This is a genomic window from Virgibacillus carmonensis, assembly GCF_057836705.1.
Genome location: NZ_JBYQFJ010000013.1, coordinates 82,931 through 103,343, shown reverse-complemented (window position 1 = coordinate 103,343; position 20,413 = coordinate 82,931). Strand labels below are relative to the sequence as shown.

General features: G+C 38.8%; 16 protein-coding genes and 1 riboswitch. Of the genes, 4 read left to right on the top strand and 12 right to left on the bottom strand.

The annotated features are described in order from the left end of the window. Positions 1 to 56: 56 nt before the first annotated feature. From ytkD to AC3G7N_RS12115, 3 genes are all read right to left on the bottom strand, one after another. Positions 57 to 536, bottom strand: a complete 480-nt coding sequence (gene ytkD / locus AC3G7N_RS12125) for an RNA deprotection pyrophosphohydrolase (protein ID WP_489422421.1) — start codon at positions 534 to 536, stop codon at positions 57 to 59. Between the two features lie 143 nt (positions 537 to 679). Continuing rightward, entirely contained in the window at positions 680 to 1,000 is a 321-nt protein-coding gene (locus AC3G7N_RS12120; RefSeq protein ID WP_489422416.1) for a hydrolase, read from the bottom strand. A gap of 160 nt (positions 1,001 to 1,160) precedes the next feature. Next, positions 1,161 to 1,991 carry an ABC transporter ATP-binding protein gene (locus AC3G7N_RS12115; RefSeq protein ID WP_489422415.1) on the bottom strand — a complete coding sequence of 277 codons (831 nt, stop codon included), beginning with the start codon at positions 1,989 to 1,991 and terminating at the stop codon, positions 1,161 to 1,163. Positions 1,992 to 2,213: 222 nt separating this feature from the next. Between AC3G7N_RS12115 and AC3G7N_RS12110 the strand changes: the two genes are divergently transcribed. Further along, positions 2,214 to 2,762, top strand: a complete 549-nt coding sequence (locus AC3G7N_RS12110; protein WP_489422414.1) for a DUF488 domain-containing protein — start codon at positions 2,214 to 2,216, stop codon at positions 2,760 to 2,762. Between the two features lie 567 nt (positions 2,763 to 3,329). On the opposite strand, the gene AC3G7N_RS12105 is transcribed toward AC3G7N_RS12110, so the two are convergent. The 6 genes from AC3G7N_RS12105 to AC3G7N_RS12080 form a co-directional block, all read right to left on the bottom strand. Next, positions 3,330 to 3,692 carry a hypothetical protein gene (locus tag AC3G7N_RS12105; RefSeq protein ID WP_489422413.1) on the bottom strand — a complete coding sequence of 121 codons (363 nt, stop codon included), beginning with the start codon at positions 3,690 to 3,692 and terminating at the stop codon, positions 3,330 to 3,332. A gap of 183 nt (positions 3,693 to 3,875) precedes the next feature. Beyond that, entirely contained in the window at positions 3,876 to 5,327 is a 1,452-nt protein-coding gene (locus tag AC3G7N_RS12100; protein ID WP_489422412.1) for an o-succinylbenzoate--CoA ligase, read from the bottom strand. A gap of 213 nt (positions 5,328 to 5,540) precedes the next feature. Continuing rightward, complete coding sequence (menB, locus tag AC3G7N_RS12095) at positions 5,541 to 6,359, bottom strand: 1,4-dihydroxy-2-naphthoyl-CoA synthase (protein ID WP_489422411.1); 819 nt, start codon at positions 6,357 to 6,359, stop codon at positions 5,541 to 5,543. A 38-nt stretch (positions 6,360 to 6,397) separates the two neighbouring features. Next, entirely contained in the window at positions 6,398 to 7,207 is an 810-nt protein-coding gene (gene menH / locus AC3G7N_RS12090; protein ID WP_489422410.1) for a 2-succinyl-6-hydroxy-2,4-cyclohexadiene-1-carboxylate synthase, read from the bottom strand. Further along, positions 7,197 to 8,936 (bottom strand): 2-succinyl-5-enolpyruvyl-6-hydroxy-3-cyclohexene-1-carboxylic-acid synthase, encoded by a 1,740-nt coding sequence (menD, locus tag AC3G7N_RS12085; RefSeq protein ID WP_489422409.1) that lies wholly within the window; start codon positions 8,934 to 8,936, stop codon positions 7,197 to 7,199. The genes menH and menD overlap by 11 nt, the downstream gene beginning before the upstream one ends. Before the next feature lie 2 nt (positions 8,937 to 8,938). Next, entirely contained in the window at positions 8,939 to 10,324 is a 1,386-nt protein-coding gene (locus AC3G7N_RS12080) for an isochorismate synthase (RefSeq protein ID WP_489422408.1), read from the bottom strand. A gap of 215 nt (positions 10,325 to 10,539) precedes the next feature. On the opposite strand from AC3G7N_RS12080, the gene AC3G7N_RS12075 reads away from it, so the two are divergent. The 3 genes from AC3G7N_RS12075 to AC3G7N_RS12065 all read left to right on the top strand — a co-directional run bounded on the left by AC3G7N_RS12075 (position 10,540) and on the right by AC3G7N_RS12065 (position 12,467). Further along, on the top strand, positions 10,540 to 11,460 hold the full coding sequence (locus AC3G7N_RS12075) for a 1,4-dihydroxy-2-naphthoate polyprenyltransferase (protein ID WP_489422407.1): 921 nt from the start codon (positions 10,540 to 10,542) through the stop codon (positions 11,458 to 11,460). A 256-nt stretch (positions 11,461 to 11,716) separates the two neighbouring features. Next, on the top strand, positions 11,717 to 12,100 hold the full coding sequence (locus AC3G7N_RS12070; protein WP_489422406.1) for a hotdog fold thioesterase: 384 nt from the start codon (positions 11,717 to 11,719) through the stop codon (positions 12,098 to 12,100). Between the two features lie 22 nt (positions 12,101 to 12,122). Beyond that, the gene (locus AC3G7N_RS12065) at positions 12,123 to 12,467 is read left to right on the top strand and encodes a TraR/DksA C4-type zinc finger protein (RefSeq protein ID WP_489422405.1); all 345 of its coding nucleotides are present in this window, start codon (positions 12,123 to 12,125) and stop codon (positions 12,465 to 12,467) included. A 380-nt stretch (positions 12,468 to 12,847) separates the two neighbouring features. Here AC3G7N_RS12065 and AC3G7N_RS12060 read toward each other — a convergent pair whose 3' ends face one another. From AC3G7N_RS12060 to AC3G7N_RS12050, 3 genes are all read right to left on the bottom strand, one after another. Then, on the bottom strand, positions 12,848 to 13,426 hold the full coding sequence (locus tag AC3G7N_RS12060; protein WP_489422404.1) for an ECF transporter S component: 579 nt from the start codon (positions 13,424 to 13,426) through the stop codon (positions 12,848 to 12,850). Between the two features lie 156 nt (positions 13,427 to 13,582). Further along, positions 13,583 to 13,729, bottom strand: a riboswitch (FMN riboswitch). Positions 13,730 to 14,017: 288 nt separating this feature from the next. Further along, positions 14,018 to 18,370, bottom strand: a complete 4,353-nt coding sequence (locus tag AC3G7N_RS12055; RefSeq protein WP_489422403.1) for a S8 family serine peptidase — start codon at positions 18,368 to 18,370, stop codon at positions 14,018 to 14,020. Positions 18,371 to 19,048: 678 nt separating this feature from the next. Continuing rightward, positions 19,049 to 20,260, bottom strand: coding sequence for a M20 family metallopeptidase (locus AC3G7N_RS12050; RefSeq protein ID WP_489422402.1), 1,212 nt, complete (start codon positions 20,258 to 20,260; stop codon positions 19,049 to 19,051). Between the last annotated feature and the right edge of the window lie 153 nt (positions 20,261 to 20,413).

Here is a 20,413-nt window from a genome sequence, read left to right as displayed (position 1 = left end):
TCACCTACACGGTGATAGCCACGCTTTTTTATTTACTGGGTTTTGTCCCAGCCTCGTTACTTTTTTGATAAATAGTCTTTTTTAATTTTCCCCATACAATGTGTTAACACATCATCTTTCATAATAAAACTAAACTTTGCATTATGTTTCACGTTATTAGGTACCTTATCTAATAATACTGGTCCATGGGTTTCGAAATAAGTAGGTTGATCTACCAATTCATATACAGAAGCATAATAGACATTTTTTATCACAGTGCCGCCTTTACCAGCAACATAATATTGACCAATATATATCATCTGCTCTATTAATCCACCAGTTTCTTCTTTTACTTCACGTATCGCAGCTTGTTTAGCTGTCTCGCCTTCCTCCACTTTTCCACCAGGGAATTCCATACCCCTATCCTTATGTCTGGTTAACAACCATTTATTTCTATACTTACAAATTACCCATACGTGTTTTGGCTCTTTAGAAAAATAATGATCTTCAAATGTTAGTTTTACTTCATTGTTATAATAATCCCTAAACGTATTCATCATTTCAGCTGCCTTTAATTAATTAATTACTATCTACTAGTATATTCCTTTTAAGCAGCTGGCATAAACTACTTTTGCAAATAAGCGCAAGTACGGGCGCTGGCGCTAGACAAAAGTGGATGAAATAATGACTGTTTGCACCCCTACAAATGCTTATCAGATAATATTCCCATTGATTCTATATGCTCTTTTGCTTGTTCGTCACCTAAATCATACAGCATTTGATAAGCACCTGTCATCCCCATATCATAATCGTCATTTGATTTATCATTGTGATAAGACATGATTGGTACATGCGCACGGAAGAATGCGCGGGTATTCGCCTGATCCATGTCATTCAGTTTTTCCCGCAACAATAGTACCTCTTCATCTGTTGCATGAATGATAAAATCTACATTATTGCCGTATTTTATTTGTGATACCTCTTGTGTTCCCATATTAACATAAAAATTTTTCTTTTCCATTCTGCACCTCCTACCTTTAATTTGGCTTAAAATGAAGGAAGCATGTATGAAAGTACAAAAAAACTGGCATAAAAACATCAACGATGTCTTTTATGCCAGCCTGATAGTTAATTTTATCTTAGTTTGACGGCAGTAACCCTAAACTGAACAAAGTTTCACTTTATACAGTTTGTTTTGTTAGTTCCTGCCCGCGATTTGCGAAGATACAGCGACCTTTTCCATGAGGAATGCACATTGGAGTACCAAACATTGGGTCAAATGTTACATCACACTTCATTTCAAAGACATCATGCACCAAATTACAATTAACGATCTCTTCAGGTTTACCTTGCGCATAAACCTTTTTATCCTTGATCGCTACTACATGATGCGCATAACGACAAGCTAAATTTAAATCATGTAATACCATAACAACCGTACGGCCATCTTTTTCATTTAATTCGAATAACAGATCCAATACATCGATTTGATGTGTCATATCTAGATATGTTGTTGGTTCATCTAATAAAATCGTATCTGTTTCTTGTGCTAGTGTCATTGCTATCCATGCTCGTTGACGCTGTCCTCCTGATAAAGAGTCAACAGAACGATCTTTTAATTCGAGCATATTGGTTGATTCAAGCGCTCTGTTTACCGCACTTTCATCATCCTTTGACCATTGCTTTAGAAAACCACGATAGGGATGACGACCTTGCTTAACGAGTTCCGTCACTGTTAATCCTTCTGGTGTTACAGGACTTTGTGGCAAAATCGAGAGTTTTTTTGCTACCTCTTTCGTTCCGAGTTTAGCAATATCTTCTCCGTCTAAAACAACGTCCCCACCTTTTGGCTTAAGTAACCGTGCTAATGAACGAAGTAACGTTGATTTCCCACAACCATTTCCACCAATAAATACTGTGATTTCGCCTTTAGGTATTGCTATATTTAAATCGTCTATGATTATATCTTCACCGTAACCAAGAGTTAAGTCTTTCGCAGTTAACGTTTGCATTGGAATCACTCCCCTACATCTACATGATTTTACACTTACATGTATGTACGTATTTCTTCTATAAATTAATGTATCTTTAGTTTATTTGTTTTTTATCAATTAGTCAATGATTTTGAGAATCTTTATCAATTAGTTTTTTACATTTGTGTGAAAAACTTACGTTTCGGAACAAAAAATGTATACTATAGGAAAGCAAATTAATCATTAAGAGGTGAAGGGCAAATGCAAATTTATACTATTGGCCATTCTAGCCATTCCAAAGAAACATTTCTGGAAATGCTCACAAATGCATCAGTCCAATCATTAGTCGACGTACGTGCATTTCCTGGTAGCCGAAAGTTTCCACAGTTTTCAAAGGGCAACATGCTGAATTGGCTAGAAGACGCTGGTATTGAATACCATCACTTGCAAAAGCTTGGTGGACGACGGAAAAAGTCTAGTGATATAGGTACAAAGTTAAATGATAGCTGGAATAATCAATCCTTTCACAATTATGCCGATTATACATTGTCAGACACTTTCCAGGAAGGTATTGATGAACTAAACAAAATTGCCTCGAAGCAACGCACAGCATATTTTTGCTCTGAAAGCCACCCGGCACGTTGCCATCGCTTGATTATTAGTAACTGGCTAGCAGCGAATGACTGGAATGTGAAACATATTATTGAACAAAACAATAATACAACTATCGTAGTTGACCATGAACTCGGAAAGTGGGGAGCAATGCCGATTGTTGAAAAAAATGGTACTGTTGTATATCCGGAAAGTTAAAATCAGCTTGTTCCATCTGCACGATATCCCCTAATTATTTTAATAGAGATGAAATTCAATCATTTTACTCAATAAAAAATTAATCTGAGCGCCTTCCACTCAATACAATACAGATCATGTCAGAGTGTTCATCATATTCATCTCTGCCCATTGATCCCTTTAAGAAAATCGCTTGGACGTGCTCATCGCTTTTAAGCTTTGACATGCTTTTTTAACAGCTATTTCTTGTGGTAGCATGTTTCTTCTCCTCGGTTTATTGATAAATATTTCCTAAGTATAGTATACTTTCATAAACCTACATATATAGTGTAGTATTAACTAGAATCTAGAACGCTTACATCAACATCAGAGTTTCACTGTTCCTAATAAAAGGCTCGTATTCAATTGATTGTCCACTTTATGCCAATAAAAACTAATACTTACCTAAAAGCACAAGATAAGGGTACTATCCTCCTCTTATTTCAGAATCCATCTAGAAGTTTCCGTACCATAAAAAATACCCAAATCACATTGAATTTAGGTATCTTTATGATAAAAATCTATCCTGTTGTTTACTTAATAATCAGGCTAGTAGTAATATGGGTAGCGGAATAATCTTCTGAAAAAATAAAATGGGAACCGGCGTGGACGATAGCGACGATATCTTCTTCTATAGCCGCCATACCCATTGTAATCATCATAATTGTCATAGTCGTCATATCCATAGCCAAACTGCCTGTTTTCTTGTTCTCCATATTCTTCAGGAACTAACATTTCTACATAATCCTCGTTAATATCTGTAATAATACCTTCAATCTGAGACCCGTCTCCCATTTGGCCGATAACATGGTGTTGCATATACCTTTTACATTGGTCTTTGATAGAACCGTCATAGTAAGCATTATTCGACTGGTTTTCATATTGCATTCCATGTACATTATTCTTTTGCACGGAAAACCCCTCCTTTACGTGGTTAGGATATTCACCTAGCTTGGGAAATGTTCCTGTTAGCTGTATATTGCTTAGAAGAGTTATGTACAGTGAATGCAACCTTTCGTCAGTAGGAGTTACCCGTTTCCGTATAATTATAGAAAAATTAGACTTTATTTATAAACCAATATATGTAATAAATTACTAGATTAATTCTCGTAATTTATTTCTTAACAGCTTATTTGATGCGTTTCTAGGCAAGGCAGCTACAAAATTAATCTTTTTTGGTACTTTATATTTCGCTAAATTTTCTGATGCATACTGGAGTATGTCTATTTCAGAAATAGATTCATCATCCATAACAACACATGCGATTGGTACCTGTCCCCATTTCAGATCATCCATCCCAGTGACACCGACTTCTTTTACCCCTTCCATACCTGAAAGAACACTTTCAATTTCTGAAGGATAGATGTTTTCACCACCAGATATTATTAAATCTTTTCGCCTGTCAACAACGTAAAGAAATCCCTCGACATCCAACTGACCTAAATCACCAGTCGATAACCAACCATTATGGATAGACTTTGCAGTAGCTTGTTCATTTTTATAATAACCTTTTGTAACCATTGGTCCTTTTACAATGATTTCTCCTATCCCCTCATCGTTTGGATCAATAATTTTTAACTGTGCCGGAAAAAGAGGTTTTCCAGCAGATCCAAGTTTGCGAAGCGCATCCTTTGGACTAAGCGTGACAATTTGAGACGCTGTTTCTGTCATTCCATATGATTGAAAGACAGGAACTCCTTTATCTTTTGATTTTTCTAGTAATCCTTTTGGAGCAGGCCCGCCACCTAAAAGCATGCAACGAAATGATTTAGGGTAATCCTCTTCACCTAGCAAATCGATAAGTCGATGTAGCATTACGGTTACAACCGAGGCAATGGTAACCTGACAATTCATAATGGCATGGTGAACTTTTTGCTCATCAAACTTTTCCAATAAGTAAATGGGCATACCATAGATCACGCTTTTTAATAGGAGTGAAAATCCTCCAATATGAAATAACGGTAACACCGCTAACCATTTGTCATTTGAATGAATACCAATGTTAAGCGCGGATCCTGTTGCACTCCACCAATGATTTCCGTATGTATGAATAACGCCCTTTGGGTTTCCTGTAGTACCAGAAGTATACATGATGGTAGATGCATCATCTAAAGCAATTTCTGTTGCCAGCGGAACGTTCAGCTTTTTGAGTTCGCTGACGTCTGTAAAAGATAGGATTTGTGAATTTAAATTCATATTATTTATTTGAGTCGCCAAGCTATCCGCTGCTAAAATAAGAGACACTTCAGCATCTTCTATTTGAAAGCTGAGCTCTTTTTCCGTTAAGCGAATATTAAAGAAGACTCCTACCGCTCCAAGGTAGCTTAACGCATGGATGGCGATTACCATTTCAGTGCAATTGATTGAAAATAAACCTACTTTTGTACCTTTTTTTACACCTTGACTCGCTAATTTTTTTGCACAAGATTGGCTTTTTTGCATTAAGTCATTAAATGTAAGACAGGTTCCATCCTCTAATTCCAGGGCAGTATCATTTGGGGAAAGACTTGCCTGTTTGGTTAACCAATGTGGAATGATTTCACTCATGATGATGTTCCTCCATTTATAACTTTAGTGAAAAACCTTTGCTTCAGAGAAGCAAAGGTTAAATTTAACTTTAAACATGATGTTGAACCTTGTTTGGATCAACTTTTTAATGCTGACGATCAACTTTAACGTGATGTCGATTAACTTTAAGTAATGTCGATCGACTTTGTACTATTGCCGATCGACTTCAGTCGCCGCCGCTTATCTAATTGATCACGGGAAACGTGGAAATTGTTTAAAGTCGGGTTTTCTTTTTTCCTTAAATGCATCGCGACCTTCTTTTGCTTCATCAGTTGTATAATAAAGAAGTGTTGCGTCGCCACCCATTTGCTGAAGTCCAGCTAATCCATCAGTATCTGCAGTAAATGACGCTTTTAGGAAACGTAGTGCTGTAGGTGATTTTTCAAGAATTTCTGTGCACCACTGCATTGTTTCCTCTTCTAATTTTTCTAATGGAACGACTGTATTGATAAGTCCCATATCCAATGCTTCGTCCGCACTGTATTGACGACATAAGTACCAAATTTCTTTTGCTTTCTTTTGACCAACTGTACGTGCTAGGAGTCCAGCTCCATATCCTGCATCAAAGCTTCCAACTTTAGGTCCAGTTTGTCCAAACACAGCATTGTCTGCAGCAATTGTTAAGTCACAAACCAAATGTAGAACGTGTCCTCCTCCAATTGCATAGCCAGAAACCATTGCAATGACTGGCTTTGGAATAACACGAATTAAACGCTGTAAATCCAATACATTTAAACGAGGTACTTGGTCTTCCCCAACGTATCCACCGTGTCCCCGTACAGATTGATCTCCACCAGAACAAAATGCCTTGTCGCCAGCACCTGCTAAAATAATAACACCAATTGATGAATCATCTCGTGCATCTGCAAAAGCATCATACATTTCGTTTACTGTAAGTGGCGTAAACGCATTATGCTTTTCAGGACGATTCATTGTTACTTTCGCCACACCATCATATTTTTCATAAATAATTTCCTTATAATTTTTTACTTCTTCCCATTGAACACTCATAATTTTTCCTCCTTCTATGTACTTTGTTAGTTTTTGTGTTAAATAAACTCACTTACTATCTTACCAAAAAAATCGGATTGTTCCACATGAATTGCATGGCCAGCTTTTTCTACAATCACTAAATTACTGTTTGGAAGTCGACTCTGCATGGCTTTATTCAAATTAGTAAATTTCAAATCCCATTCACCAACTATTAGTAAAACAGGTATAGTTAAGGAATTAAGCTTGTCCCACCATGATGGCTGCACTCCGTTTCCCATATACGTTAAAGACATGTCCAACCCTTCTTCATGCTGGGATAACCGTTCTTGACGAATAGATTGTTTTATTAATTCTGGTAGCTCTTTTTGCGATTCAAAAAGTGGAAGTCCTTCCCAAAAGTCAACAAAGGACTCAAGACCCCCTGTCCTTATTCGATCCGCCAGTTTTTGATCGTTTTTTATTCTAGCTTTCCGATCCTTCTGCTTCTCAATTCCCGGTGAAGCACTTTCTAAAACAAGAGACATGACGAGTTCAGGATAGGTAATCGCAAATGACAGTGCAGTTCTTCCACCCATGGAATAGCCAAGTAGATGAACCTTTTCGCAGCCAATTTGTTTGATAATTATTTTTATATCATGACAACAATCCATCATCTTTTTCGGCGTATCCACTTTCGTTTTCCCGTGTCCAGGTAAATCAATGGTGATAACCTGATGATTTTCTTCTAATATCGAAACAAGATTAGACCAGGTGGCAGTACTTCCGCTAAATCCATGTAACAGCATTATTGGATCGCCTTGTCCGCTTACTTCACACCAATACTCAGATGACGCAACGTTTATGAACCTTTTACCTTCACTCGCCATTTATAATGTCCATTTCAATTTGTTTCCAATGGTCACGGTGCCACTCCATATTATTTGTTCTATCTGTTTTAACCTCTACAACAAATAGGCCATCATGCTGGTAACTCGCAAACAATACGTCCTCTAATTCTTTTTCACTCGTCACAATCTGATGTTTACCCCCGTACATTTCAATGGCATGTGAAAAATCAATACCGTGCGCTGTTCCAAATAATAACTCGAACTGATCTTTTTGCTGCTGTTGTGGTAGGAATGAAAAAATTCCGCCACCATCATTATTAATTAATACAATGGTTAAATTAATCTTATAGTGCTTAGAAGCAAGTAAACCGTTCATATCATGGAAAAAGGATAAGTCACCTAAGAGTAATGTCGTTAATTTACCAGCAGCTGCGGCACCAAGACCACTTGAAACCATTCCATCAATTCCGTTCGCCCCACGGTTTGCTAGTACATCTAATTGTTTTGGTGTTGTCATAAAAAATGTGTCTAAATCACGAACCGCCATACTATTTCCCACGTATAAGGAACTGTTGTCTGGAATGACTTCCATTAAACATTTTACTGCCTCTCCCTCTGTAATGGTATCTGCATGCGTAGCATTGATTAAATTCTTTTTCGCCACCTGATTCATTCGTTGCCAGTCTTCAAGCCAATCCTTATCAAACAACATTTCCTTGTCCATCGCCAAAAGATCCTCACATAGAATTTGGGAATCGGCAAAAATAAATTCAGTCTGGTTACCTGCTGGCTCACGGTATCCACTATGTTCTTCGACAATATATTGCTCAACTTCCTTGTGATCTTTTACATAAAAAAGATACGGTTTCGAAACTGGCATTGCGCCAAAACGAATGATAAAGTCTGGTTTCATTTTTTCGCGGATAGTTTCATTTCTTAAAAAAGCATCATACCCTTCGATAACCAAATCCTTATGGTGTTGTCCTGCTCTTACTTGTGATAATGGATCGGCTAACACAGGTATTTGCCATTTAGCGGCTAATTCTGAAACAGATTCTGCAAAGTCTTCGTTCGTTTGCGGTCCACATACGATTAGTCCACGCTTTTTATCACTTAGTTTTTCAAGTAAATGGGATAACTGTGTATGGTCTATACGCTTTTTCCCATCTACTGTTGGAAAATGTGTGGAACTATCTCTATTCCCCCATAAACTTTCCAGCGTAAAATCAGGGATTAATGGCTCTCTGAATGGGATATTCACATGCACGGGACCTGCGTTTCCTTCTTTTGCAACATGGACTGCTCGGGATGCCTTGCTTCTTGAGTAATCTAACATCTTAGGATCCGCGTCAGGCAATGCCATCTCATGAAACCATTTAACATAATCTCCATACATCTTTAACTGATCAATCGACTGTGGTGCTCCAACGTCCCGTAATTCATGCGGGCGATCAGCAGTTAATATAACTAATGGCACCCTGCTATAACAGGCCTCCACGATTGCTGGAAAATAATTTGCAGCAGCTGTTCCAGATGTGCAAACAATTGCTACTGGTCGTTTTAGTTGTTTGGCCATTCCTAATGCAAAAAATGCGGCCGAGCGCTCATCGATGACAATCCATTGCTTCATACCAGGATGCTCCACAATGGTCATAGCGAGCGGTGTCGATCTTGATCCAGGTGAAATGACTACTTCAGTAAGTCCACTTCTCACCAATTCATCTACAAAATTTGCAGTATAACGTGTTAAAGCTTCTGTATGACTCATGATTATCCCCCTAAAACAGATAGCATCGGTACAAATTTGATAGTCGTTTCTTCGTATTCTGCCTCTGGGTCAGAATCTTTTACTACACCACAGCCAGCAAATAGTGATGCCATGTCGCCTTGTATTAAACCAGAACGAATGGCTACTGCGAATTCACCATTATTATTATGGTCAACCCAGCCAACAGGTGCTCCATACCAGCCTCTATCCATTAATTCATGTTCACGAATAAATTGTAATGATTCCTGTCTAGGCACACCACCCAGTGCGGGTGTTGGGTGCAGCTGTTTAATAATGTCAAATAAACTTACATCAGGCATTACCTTTGCTGTTACTGGTGTGAATAAATGTTGTAAATTTTTTAATGGATAGATAGTTGGTTCATTTGGCACTTCTATATTTGTACAATACGGACTAATTGATTCCCTGATCATTTTCACCACAAAATCATGCTCACTGCGGTTTTTCTCATCGTTGAACAATTGATTAGCTAGAGCATTATCTTCTTCCAGTGTCTCCCCTCTTGGAGCTGTTCCAGCAAGACAAGTAGAAAGTAAATGTTTATTTTCTATTCTAATAAGCCTTTCAGGAGTAGCCCCGACAAAACAATCTTTCCCATGTTCAAAGGCAAACACATAGCTGTTAGTTTGTGTTGCTAACAAGTCATGTAAAACGGTTGCGATTTCTGCTTTGCGATTTAGTTTCACCCGCAATTCCCTGGAAAGTACAATCTTTTCGACGTTACTCGTTTTAATTTTTTTTGTCGCGTCGTCAACTGTTTGCTTCCACTTCTCAGGTTCAATTTCGTTTTTATCAACGATAACTGTTTTTACTGGCTTAGTTACAAATTGCTTCAATAATGTAGCAAAGTTTTCCTCAATAGAATTAGCAAGCTCTCCTACCTGATCATTTGTTGATACGTGAATATTTGTTGTAAGATAATGGTTGTTCTGATGTTTTGTTAACATATAGGATGGTACAGTGAACTCGCTATCAGAAAAGTTTTCCCATAGTTCAGTTCTATCTTTATCTGGGTCAAATGTCATTCCACCCATTGCTACTAACCCTGTCCCTGGCTTTTGATAGGGATCATGGACGACTGCTTGTTGTTTCACTCTTCGCCATTGTTCATCTGTCTCGCCAAAACGGTTATCTGTTGCTTCTATTTTATAGGTAGTTCCCACACCTACCATGAAGAAATCCTCAGCTGTGCTTGACCAAAAAGTGCGGTCCTGTTCCAGTTGCTTTGCAGCTTCAAAAAAATGAAGTGGATCAATCGCATCTATTTTTTTTGTAATACTAACCAACTGTATATGATTTGTTCTTATTGTTTTTTGAATAGCTTTGTTAAGTATTGATTCAATTAATTTTTCCTTAGTTTCAATCATCTCTATAAACCTCCGTCACACGATACACTTGTACATACATTTCTATTTTATTCTCTTTTTCCCTGTTTCTCAAGAAAAGTGAAGTGGACTTTCATCACTAGCCCATGCAACCAGACAAGAAATGCAACAACTATATAAACATTGTCGATTGACACCCTATGACGAATTGCCTAAACTTAAGTGGATATTGTACATAATTAGAGGAGAGAACAACAATGAATTCTACGAAACAAGCCTTAAATGAAAAGCCTGGATTTCAAATATGGTGGCGACTACTACGTCCTCATACACTTACCGCTTCTTTTGTTCCTGTTTTTGTAGGAACAATGCTAGCACTCAACGAGGGATCCTTTCATGTATTATTATTTTTAGCCATGATGGTCGCATCCATTCTCATTCAGTCTGCAACAAACATGTTTAATGAATACTTTGATTTCGAACGGGGCCTAGACAATGAGGAATCTGTAGGTATTGGTGGGACAATCGTCCGGGACGGTATCACACCAAAAACTGTGCTACGTCTTGCTATCATTTTCTTTGGCATAGCAGCTTTATTAGGAATTTTCATCTGCATGGCATCTAGCTGGTGGATCGCTGTGATTGGTTTAGTTTGCATGCTTTTCGGATACTTATATACAGGAGGACCATTCCCAATAGCATATACACCATTTGGTGAACTTTTTGCAGGTTTTTTTATGGGTCCTGTCATTATTGGAATAAGTTATTATATTCAAACGTTAAGCATTACATCAGAAGTTCTTTGGATTTCCATTCCAGTCGCCATTTTCATCGGGTGTATTATGTTATCAAACAATATTCGTGATTTAGATGGTGATAAAATAAATGGTCGTAAAACAATCGCTATCCTTTTAGGTAGGAAAAAGGCAATTAACTTTTTAGGCATTTTATTTATTATTGCTTATAGCTTAACACTTTATTACATCATTGTAGATATGCTACCGATATGGTCTGCAATCGCACTCCTGAGTGGCAAGATGGCGATTGATGTAATCGAGAAATTTAAAGGGAAAACAAAGCCAATTGACATGATGCCTGCTATGGTATTAACTGGTAAAACAAATAGTATTTATGGATTATTGCTGGGAATTTCCCTGCTATTTAGTAAACTATTTTAAGTGCGTGTTCAAAAAGTCGCCGAATTAGAAATAAGGTCGAATAAGTACTCGGGCGTCCTCGAAAATAAAAAACAATTTTCTTCGTGCGATGTTTTTTCAGGGGAGCTTCCCTTATCCTGTTGCAACATCGGCACTAGGACGTCCTGTGCGTCGGAGGCACGAGAGTTATGAGGACCGGATAAACCGAGTAACGAAGAGATTTGCCATTTATCATTTGATGACTTTTTAAACATCATCTTTAAGGAGTGGACCTCAGGTGGAATATACAAATACGTTGATAGAAACCCTAGGAATTGAAGTACAAACATTAGATAAGAACTTAGTTATCATGACAATGCCCGTAGATCACCGCACAAAACAGCCCGCGGGTTTTTTACATGGCGGTGCAAGTGTCGCGCTTGCTGAGACTGCCGCAAGTGTCGGAGCATCTTTGAACGTAGATTTGGAATTGTTCAGTGTTTTTGGTATTGAGATAAACGCCAATCATATTAAAAGTAAGCGGAGTGGCATCGTTACTGCTAAAGCAACTCCTGTGCATCTTGGCAAGTCGACCATGGTTTGGGAAATTAAAATTGAAGATGAAAAGGAAAAACTCATTTGTTTATCACGGTGCACCATAGGGGTAGTAACTAACAAATAAGACTTTTAAAAGGAGTTTTAACATGCTAAGTGATAAAAAGCTAGAACATTACAAGAAAAAATTATTTGAAATGAAAAATGATATTGAAAAACAATTGGGCAAAGACAATCAAGAAGGTCCAAATGAATCAGCAGGGGAGCTTGCCGATTATGACAACCATCCAGCAGATATGGGTACAGAGCAATTTGAACAGGAACGTGACGCTGGATTAAAACTGGTTAAAGAAGAACGGTTACAAGATATAAAGGATGCATTAGAGCGAATTGATAATGGTACGTATGGTAAAAGTACCGTATCTGGGAAACCAATTCCAGAAGAACGGTTAGAAATTGAACCGACTGCGACAATTTTAGTTGAAGAAGCTTAATTTAATGTACATCCGCTTCCGATTTGGGAAGTGGATTTTTTTGTTTGATTTTACCTGGCGCAATAAGAAAAGCGCAGGCGCTTTGAAAGACACGACAAGCATAAGCAGAGCGGTGCAGTGTGGGTGCTTTGCTCACGCGGAAGCGAACTGCTTATGTCTCGAGTGTCTAGGCGCTGGAGCTAGACAGATAAGAAAAGCTCAGGGCGCCTTGAAAGACACGACAAGCATAAGCAGAGCGGTGCAGTGTGGGTGCTTTGCTCACGCGGAAGCGAACTGCTTATGTCTCGAGTGTCTAGGCGCTGGAGCTAGACAGTTCATCGCCACTTTCTTTGCTCTTAAAAAAGCTAATCCTGTTAACGGGATTAGCTCTCTATCTATTTTCATGCTAAATTCGCTCTTTTTTGTTCAATCCATCTACGCATTTTTATAAATAAAGGAACAAATAACATTCCTACGATAATTCCTTTAATTATATTAAATGGCAGTACACCTGCATACACCGCAAACCATTTTGCAGTACCTTCTGCCATCTCAGGTGCCCCGATAAACCATGCATACGCTGGTAAAATTACATAATAATTTAGTACACTCATACCAACCGCCATAATGATAGTACCTGTTACCAATCCAGATACAATACTCTTCACACCTTTATATTTATGGTAAAGCATAGAAACTGGAACAATAAACATAACACCTGCTAGGAAGTTTGCCGTTACGCCAATAGGGTCACCTGCTCCTGATACAATAAGGTAAAGCATATTCTTTATTGCTTCCACCAGTACTCCGGCGAGCGGTGAAAAAATTAAAGCAGCGATAAGTGCTGGTACCTCACTAAAATCAATTTTTAAATACGGTGGTAAAAAAGGTAACGGGAAGTTCAGGAAAAATAATAGTAATGAAATAGTCCCAAGCAGTGCTAAAATAATTAACTTTAATAAACGTGATGATTTTTGCATATCCATCCTCCTTCATCTGATTATCGATTCACATCTCGTGATGAAGGATAAGCTTATTCCCTGTTTTGTTCATATAAAAAAACCTAAAACCTAATCAAGGCTTCAGGGATTATATTCACAGGAAATACAGGCGCATTTAGCACCTAAATTCAGCTCTATAATCTTCTCCCATCCAGACTGTAACTGTCGGCTCTGGATTTTCACCAGATCCACCGCTTTGCGACTGCATTGCGGGTCACGGACTTAGAACAACTTATGTTCATTACCGTCGGTCGGGAATTGCACCCTGCCCCGAAGATAGAATCGATATTTTATTGTCTTTTACCATTATACATACTATTTAATTATTTGAAAAGTGTTTTCTTTTTCCAAATAAGAAAAGCTAGGGCACCTTGAAAGACACGGCAAGCATAAGCAGAGCGGTGCAGTGTGAGTGCTTTGCTCGCGCGGAAGCGAACTGCTTATATCTCGAGTGTCTAGGCGCTGGAGCTAGACAGTTAATCGCCAAAAATTTTATAGTTTCTTTGCTCTTAAAAAAGACGCAGAGACAAATCTCTACGTCTTTTGATTTTACATTGTTGTCCTAATTACTTACTCTTCGTCAAGATTTATAAATAGTTTTCCTTCTGCTGTTTTTCGTGTTTCGTTGCCAAAACTATCGACAACTTTCACTTCAATCACAGCCCCATCTGCTTTTACATTATTGGTTGCTGTCCAATATCCTACGTAATGCCCGTCAGACAGTTCCATCATCGGTAGCTCGGTAGCATTGACTTGAACTCTAGCATTTGTGAGTGGCATATGGATAAAGAAGGTAGCCTTTAATCCTGGCTCACTATCAAACTCGATTCTCACACTTTCTCCAGCTTGAAGACTTTTATCTTCGGTAGGTGTTAAATTCTCGATTTCTGGTGCGTTGTATTTTACCTCAATCGTTACACTTTGTGTCTCTGAATTTCCTGCTAGATCTTGAGCAACAACTTGGATTTCGTTTTCCCCATTGTCAAGCAGGATTCGTTTGGAATAACTTCCATCGGTCACACTTGCCTGTTGACCATTTACTTCTACAAAATCAAGATTAGCATCTGAAACTGTACCTTCAACATTCACTGTTTCACGATTTGTTTTATCCGCATCTTTAGGACTATCAATCGTAAGTTCAGGTGCTTGGGTGTCTAATATTACTGTTACTGGTGCAGATTCACCAGTTTGCGCTCCATCAAGCAATGATACTGCTTTAAATTCATTTTCACCTTCCGTTAACTCAGTTGGAATAGCAAAGTTGCCATCATCACCAACATCGGCAGTTCCAACTTCTTCACCATTATTTACTAATTGAACAGTAGTTGTAGGTGAAGCAGTACCTTCAACTGTAATGTTTGGTTCATTTGTTAGTTCATCTTCTGCAGGTGAAGTGATAACAGGTGCGTCTACTTCATAACTAACGCGTGCACGAATCATATAGTTACCTTCAGCAGCGGGGGATTGTGACCATGCCCCACCAACATATTGATAGCTGCGTTCAGCATTGGGACTACTTTCATCCGTTGCTAAAGCAGGAGTAACAGGATTTGGATCCGTTTGGATATACACCATATAGAAGTCTCCTTCAACCATGATATTGTGCTCTGCCAAATCAATAACTGTCCACTCTGTTTCATCACGGATAGCTTCACCGTCAATTGGACCGGCTATTTTCTTACCAGGTTGTCCATCTGGACCTGAGGCATCCCATACTTCCACCGCAAACGCTGTGCCACCTGGATCTGGGAAATCTTCATTCCAAAACTTAAATACACCATCTGTAACAAGAGCGGATTCTTTACCCTCTGGTAATGACATTTTCACTGCCCATCCATTACCTGCATCATAAAATGCCCGAGCATTTTCTGCTGTACCATCGTCATATCCTATTTCACCACCAGGGTAGGTGTACAATGGTTCAAGCGTGATATTAACCACTTGATCTTCTTCAATCGTAACTTCAATCTCTTTACTCGTATAATCTCGTGCCATTACCTTAAGTGTGTAGGTACCCTCGTAAGCGGTGAGGGAATAGTTTCCATCTTCATCCGTTTCAACAGGAGCAATATTAGCATCCTCTACAAGCAATAGTGTTGCCCCTTCAATTGGTGATCCGGTTGCTTCATCAGTAATTGCTCCACTAACGGTTGCTTGTGGAATTTCGTCCAATGTGAAGTTAGCTTGGGCAAGTCCATCTCTTTCAACCGTTACAGATTGTTGCTCAGATTCAAATCCATATGATGATGCTTGTACGGTAAATTCGCCCGCAGCATGGGTTAACGAATATGTCCCATCTTCTGGATTTGTGTTTACAGAACGTCCACTTTCCAGTACACTTACTTGCGCATCAATTGGTAAAAGTGTAGGATTAATGGTGTCCTCTTCGACGGGAGGATTTTCTTTTACAGGTAGGTTCGGTTGAATATTATCCGGATCTACCTTTTCTTTTAATCCAGCTTTTTCATTGCTTTTGATTATTCCAAGACCATTGTTTCTTTTATTATGGCCTTTCTTTTTACCGTTATTGTCTTCCTTTTTCTTTATTGCTGTCTTACTGCTTATTGACGTATCTGATAATGCTACATCATCAATATAAAGCCCTTGCCTAGTAACACTGCCGTCAGTTGTTACATTGAAACCAACATAAATTCGTTGGCCACTGTATTCAGAAAGATCAACTTCCGCAAGTTCCCAGTCACTCGTTGTACCATTCATTTCCATGACTTGGGTCCATTCTTCTTGATCTGTAGAAACAAAAACATGACCGTAATCATAATTGTCTTCTAGTTCATACCATTGGTTGAACTGCAGATAAGCATTTCCTTCAGGCAAATCAATTGGTGGCATTACAAGTGTCGCGTTTGTATCACTTTCATATTCGCCATCAAGGCCCGTTGCATAAACGTTCTCGCCTGATGCTGCATTTCCAGGTCCTGACGTTGGCGTGCCCCACTCCCAACTATTATTCTCTCCGAAAGCATTCCAGCCAACAGGGGTAGTTTCAAAGTCCGCTGAATAACCTGGTGAAATACCTTGTAAAACGGATACAACATACGCTTCACTATTCACTTCATTATTCCCGAAATCATTGATTGTCCACTTATAAGTTAGTGAATCACCATCAATTTGTTCTCCGGGGACAGTTGCTAGATATTCACCAGCTTTAAAGTCACCTGATGTACGAGCAGCTTCAACTGCTTGCCACTCCCCATTCACATCTTGGTACTTTAATTCAACTGATGCAACACTAACATTATCATTAACTTGTATGGTTAAATCTAAATCCATTCCAGCGTAAGTTTCAGTTGGTGCAGCATGTTCAAATGTTGGAGCTTCACTATCTTCTCCTTGTTTGGTCACTTGACCCTCTAACGTTCCAAGACCACTTATTATTGAAGAGACAGCCGCATATCCATTGACTAATCCATATCCGTAACCATTATTAGGAGACTCTGGATATTCTGCGTCTGTCAATGGTGTTGCAGAATTTAATAATATGTCTTCCATTTCATCAACTGTCAAACTGGCATCTACTTGACGTAACAGTGCCGCCACACCAGCTACGGCTGGCCCTGCCATTGACGTTCCATTCCAGCCACCTTCATATCCGCTTCCAGGTACGGAGGAACGAATATTCACCCCAGGTGCAGATATATCAGGTTTAACCTCATCATATGGTGATGGTCCACGTAATGAAAAACCTGCAACTACGTCATTTATATCTGTCGCTCCAGTAGCAAACGACTCTGGATAGTTTGCTGGTGTAGCAACTGAGCCTGGTCCACCTGGATTAAACAACGTTGTATTTCCAGCTGAGAACTCAGGAAAAATGTCAGCCGCTCTCCAGTTTATTACGACATCTCGGTACCACTCATCAAGCCCTGGGCCACCACCCCATGAATTATTAACGACATCAGGTGCCAAATCTACGCGAGCATTACCTTCTGCGTCTGTTGGTGCTAAAATCCATTCCGCAGCAGCCAAAAGATCAACATCTGTACCTCCGGCCGCTGTAAATGCTTTTACAGCTATAAATTTAGCGCCAGGAGCTACTCCAATTTGGTTAGAACCATCTGGCTCAGAACCAACCATTGTTCCGATTGTATGTGTTCCATGTCCTTGATCGTCATATGGTTCTGACTCGCCCACTGTAGCATCAAACCAGTTGAAGTCATGATTAACTTCACCGGTTGCTGCGTCATATCCACGGTATTTTTCTTTTAAAGCAGGATGATCCCACTGAACACCTGTATCAATACTAGCTACAACCGTGCCTGTACCATCAAACCCCATTTCCCATACTTGGGGTGCTCCAACACGATTAACATTCCACTCAACGTTAGCCACTTCAGATTTAGGTGTTTTCGAGTCTTTTGTTTTTGTTGTAAATAATTGACGCGTTTCATTTGGTAATACCTTCTCCACTTCAGCAAATGACGCGACTTTTTGAGCAATCTCTTTCGTCGCTGTAACAGCCATCCCGTTCACGATATAATACGATTTTATATCTTTTACATTGCCTTTTTCAGCCTCTTCTTCTAGAAATTGCTTTACACCTTGCTGTGAAACAAGAGAAGTCGCTTTTAGTTCTGAGACAACAGCTGAACGTTGGATAAGCTCAAGCTTTTGTGCAGTTAGATTAGCAGACTTAGCACTTGCCTTCGCTTCCTTTGCAATTTTTTTGGTGTCCGCTTTTTCCTTAAATTTGATTAAAAATGTTACCTTATCATCCTTTTCGAAGCTTTCTAGCAAACGGTCACTCACTTTAACTTTTGTGACAGCCTGGGTATCGTTTACTGATCGATGCAATTTATCATTTGTTTCAGCACTTGCAATTCCTGGTGTAATTAACGAAAATGACATGAGTAATGATGCTGCAATACTAAAGGCTCTAATTCGACGTTGTTTCGTTTTTCTCAATTTCCTTCCTCCTCTCGAATTTTGAAACTAAGCTTCACACACCGTCAAGATAATTGTCTTTACATGTAATGCATGTTTAGACAATATAAAAAACACCCCTTGCCTCCTTTACTAAAAAATAGTGTAGGTTCTAAAGCTGCAGCGGTGCCGTTTGTAATATTCTTGTTGTTGCTGTAACTATAATGTAATACAAGTGAAAAAGGTGTCATAATTTGTCGAATTGAATCAGAATTTTTAGAAAATGGTAAATAAGTACTGATTCTTGAATTTTGTTGTACAGGCAAAAGACCTATCAGCTAAAGTTACTTTGAACGAAAAAGGGCTGTATACATTGTTATCACACCCTTTATGAGTAAACAGACTGTCTATTTACTTATAGGCATTTTTCAACAAAATAAAAAAATGAATCGTTATTCCTATGTTAAAGTAACCTAAAAGTTTGAGTTAGCAAAATTTTATAAAAACATAGTTCTATTCACCCTTAGTTCTTATTTAATTTACTTTTTTTACCATTACTAAGCCCTATAACAATTTTGTTTTCGCACTACCTTATGACCCATAAGAGAAAATTCAAAGATAAAAAAACATCCCCTTATGCTTTCCTCCAAGCAAAAGGGGCGTTTACATGTAACCAATTATGATGGGAAAGTCTGATAATTTGCTTCCAGTTTTCACATATTAGTTGGCGCGTTGCGTTTGTTCTTTAAATTCTTGGTAAATTCCATCATATAATGATTGATTTGTTAAAAGCTCTAGTATTGTTAATGCTACTGCTTTTGCTCCTGTAATAACTGCTTGATCTCCCTTTTCAGATTTAGCCGCTTCTCTGAATTCAACCGTGTGCCCTACTAAGTCACTGGAACCAATTTTGATATGTGGGTGAATAGTGGGAACAACTTGACTAACGTTCCCGGCATCAGTGGATCCAAGTCCTTTTCGTTCTTCCGTGCTTACTGTTTCTCCAAGGCTTTCTGCTACACCTTTAAAAACGTTATCAAAGTTCCGGTTAATAATAAAATTATCTACCTCATTTTGAAATGGATTTATTTTTACAGTTGCACCTGTAGCAAGAGCTGCCCCATTTGCAATACCTGTAATTTTTTCTGTGACATCATTTAGCACTGACCTTGTTGCAGCTCGAATAAAGAACCGTGCCTTTGCATACTCTGGAACGATATTAGGTGCATCACCACCGTTTGGGATAATACCATGAATCCTTACATCCGACGGTAAGTGTTGCCGTAATGCGTTAATCCCATTAAACAATTGAATTACTCCATCTAAAGCGTTGATTCCTTTATCTGGTTGTGCTGAAGCATGTGCTGGCTTACCAAAAAATTCAAAGTCCAGTGGATCGACAGCCAAGCTAGGACCCGTTAGATTTGTCTCATTTCCAGGGTGAAGCATGATTGCAGCATCAATCTTATCTAGTAACCCAGCTTTCACAAAACTTCCTTTTGCACTGCCATTTGGTCCACCTTCTTCAGCAGGAGTTCCAAGTACCACAAGTTCCCCGCCAATTTCATCAATTGCCTTACTTAATGCAATGGCTGCTGCAACACTAGTCGTTCCAATGATATTATGCCCGCATGCATGACCTATTCCTGGTAAAGCATCGTACTCGGCTAAAAATCCAATTCGTAGCCCTTCTTTTTCCCCTTTTCTTTTAGCCAAGAAAGCTGTCTCATGTCCAGCAACCCCCTTTTCAACAACAAACCCTTCCTTTCCAAGAATGTCCGTTAACAATTCGGAAGCGAAAAATTCCTCATTTCCAATTTCAGGTCTATTGTGGATCGCATGACTTGTTTTAATATAGCGTTCTTTATTTTCTTCTACATTGTCGATAATACGCTTTTTTATTTTTTCCAAGCTTTGTGTAACTACACTCATCTATTCACCTCATCTATTTTTTATTAATAGTACTTGTTCACAAAGTCACCAAATTAGAAACAAGAAGTTCAAGGCGGTGAAGTCTTGAGGACCGGAATGTAGGTTACTGCTACATGAGGACCGGAAAGACAAGCCAACGAAGAAATTCGTAGT

Coding starts and splice junctions, on each gene's coding strand:
- ytkD (WP_489422421.1), bottom strand. CDS start 536: ATGAATACGTTTAGGGATTATTATAACAATGAAGTAAAACTAACATTT.
- AC3G7N_RS12120 (WP_489422416.1), bottom strand. CDS start 1,000: ATGGAAAAGAAAAATTTTTATGTTAATATGGGAACACAAGAGGTATCA.
- AC3G7N_RS12115 (WP_489422415.1), bottom strand. CDS start 1,991: ATGCAAACGTTAACTGCGAAAGACTTAACTCTTGGTTACGGTGAAGAT.
- AC3G7N_RS12110 (WP_489422414.1), top strand. CDS start 2,214: ATGCAAATTTATACTATTGGCCATTCTAGCCATTCCAAAGAAACATTT.
- AC3G7N_RS12100 (WP_489422412.1), bottom strand. CDS start 5,327: ATGAGTGAAATCATTCCACATTGGTTAACCAAACAGGCAAGTCTTTCC.
- menB (WP_489422411.1), bottom strand. CDS start 6,359: ATGAGTGTTCAATGGGAAGAAGTAAAAAATTATAAGGAAATTATTTAT.
- menH (WP_489422410.1), bottom strand. CDS start 7,207: ATGGCGAGTGAAGGTAAAAGGTTCATAAACGTTGCGTCATCTGAGTAT.
- menD (WP_489422409.1), bottom strand. CDS start 8,936: ATGAGTCATACAGAAGCTTTAACACGTTATACTGCAAATTTTGTAGAT.
- AC3G7N_RS12080 (WP_489422408.1), bottom strand. CDS start 10,324: ATGATTGAAACTAAGGAAAAATTAATTGAATCAATACTTAACAAAGCT.
- AC3G7N_RS12075 (WP_489422407.1), top strand. CDS start 10,540: ATGAATTCTACGAAACAAGCCTTAAATGAAAAGCCTGGATTTCAAATA.
- AC3G7N_RS12065 (WP_489422405.1), top strand. CDS start 12,123: ATGCTAAGTGATAAAAAGCTAGAACATTACAAGAAAAAATTATTTGAA.
- AC3G7N_RS12060 (WP_489422404.1), bottom strand. CDS start 13,426: ATGCAAAAATCATCACGTTTATTAAAGTTAATTATTTTAGCACTGCTT.
- AC3G7N_RS12050 (WP_489422402.1), bottom strand. CDS start 20,260: ATGAGTGTAGTTACACAAAGCTTGGAAAAAATAAAAAAGCGTATTATC.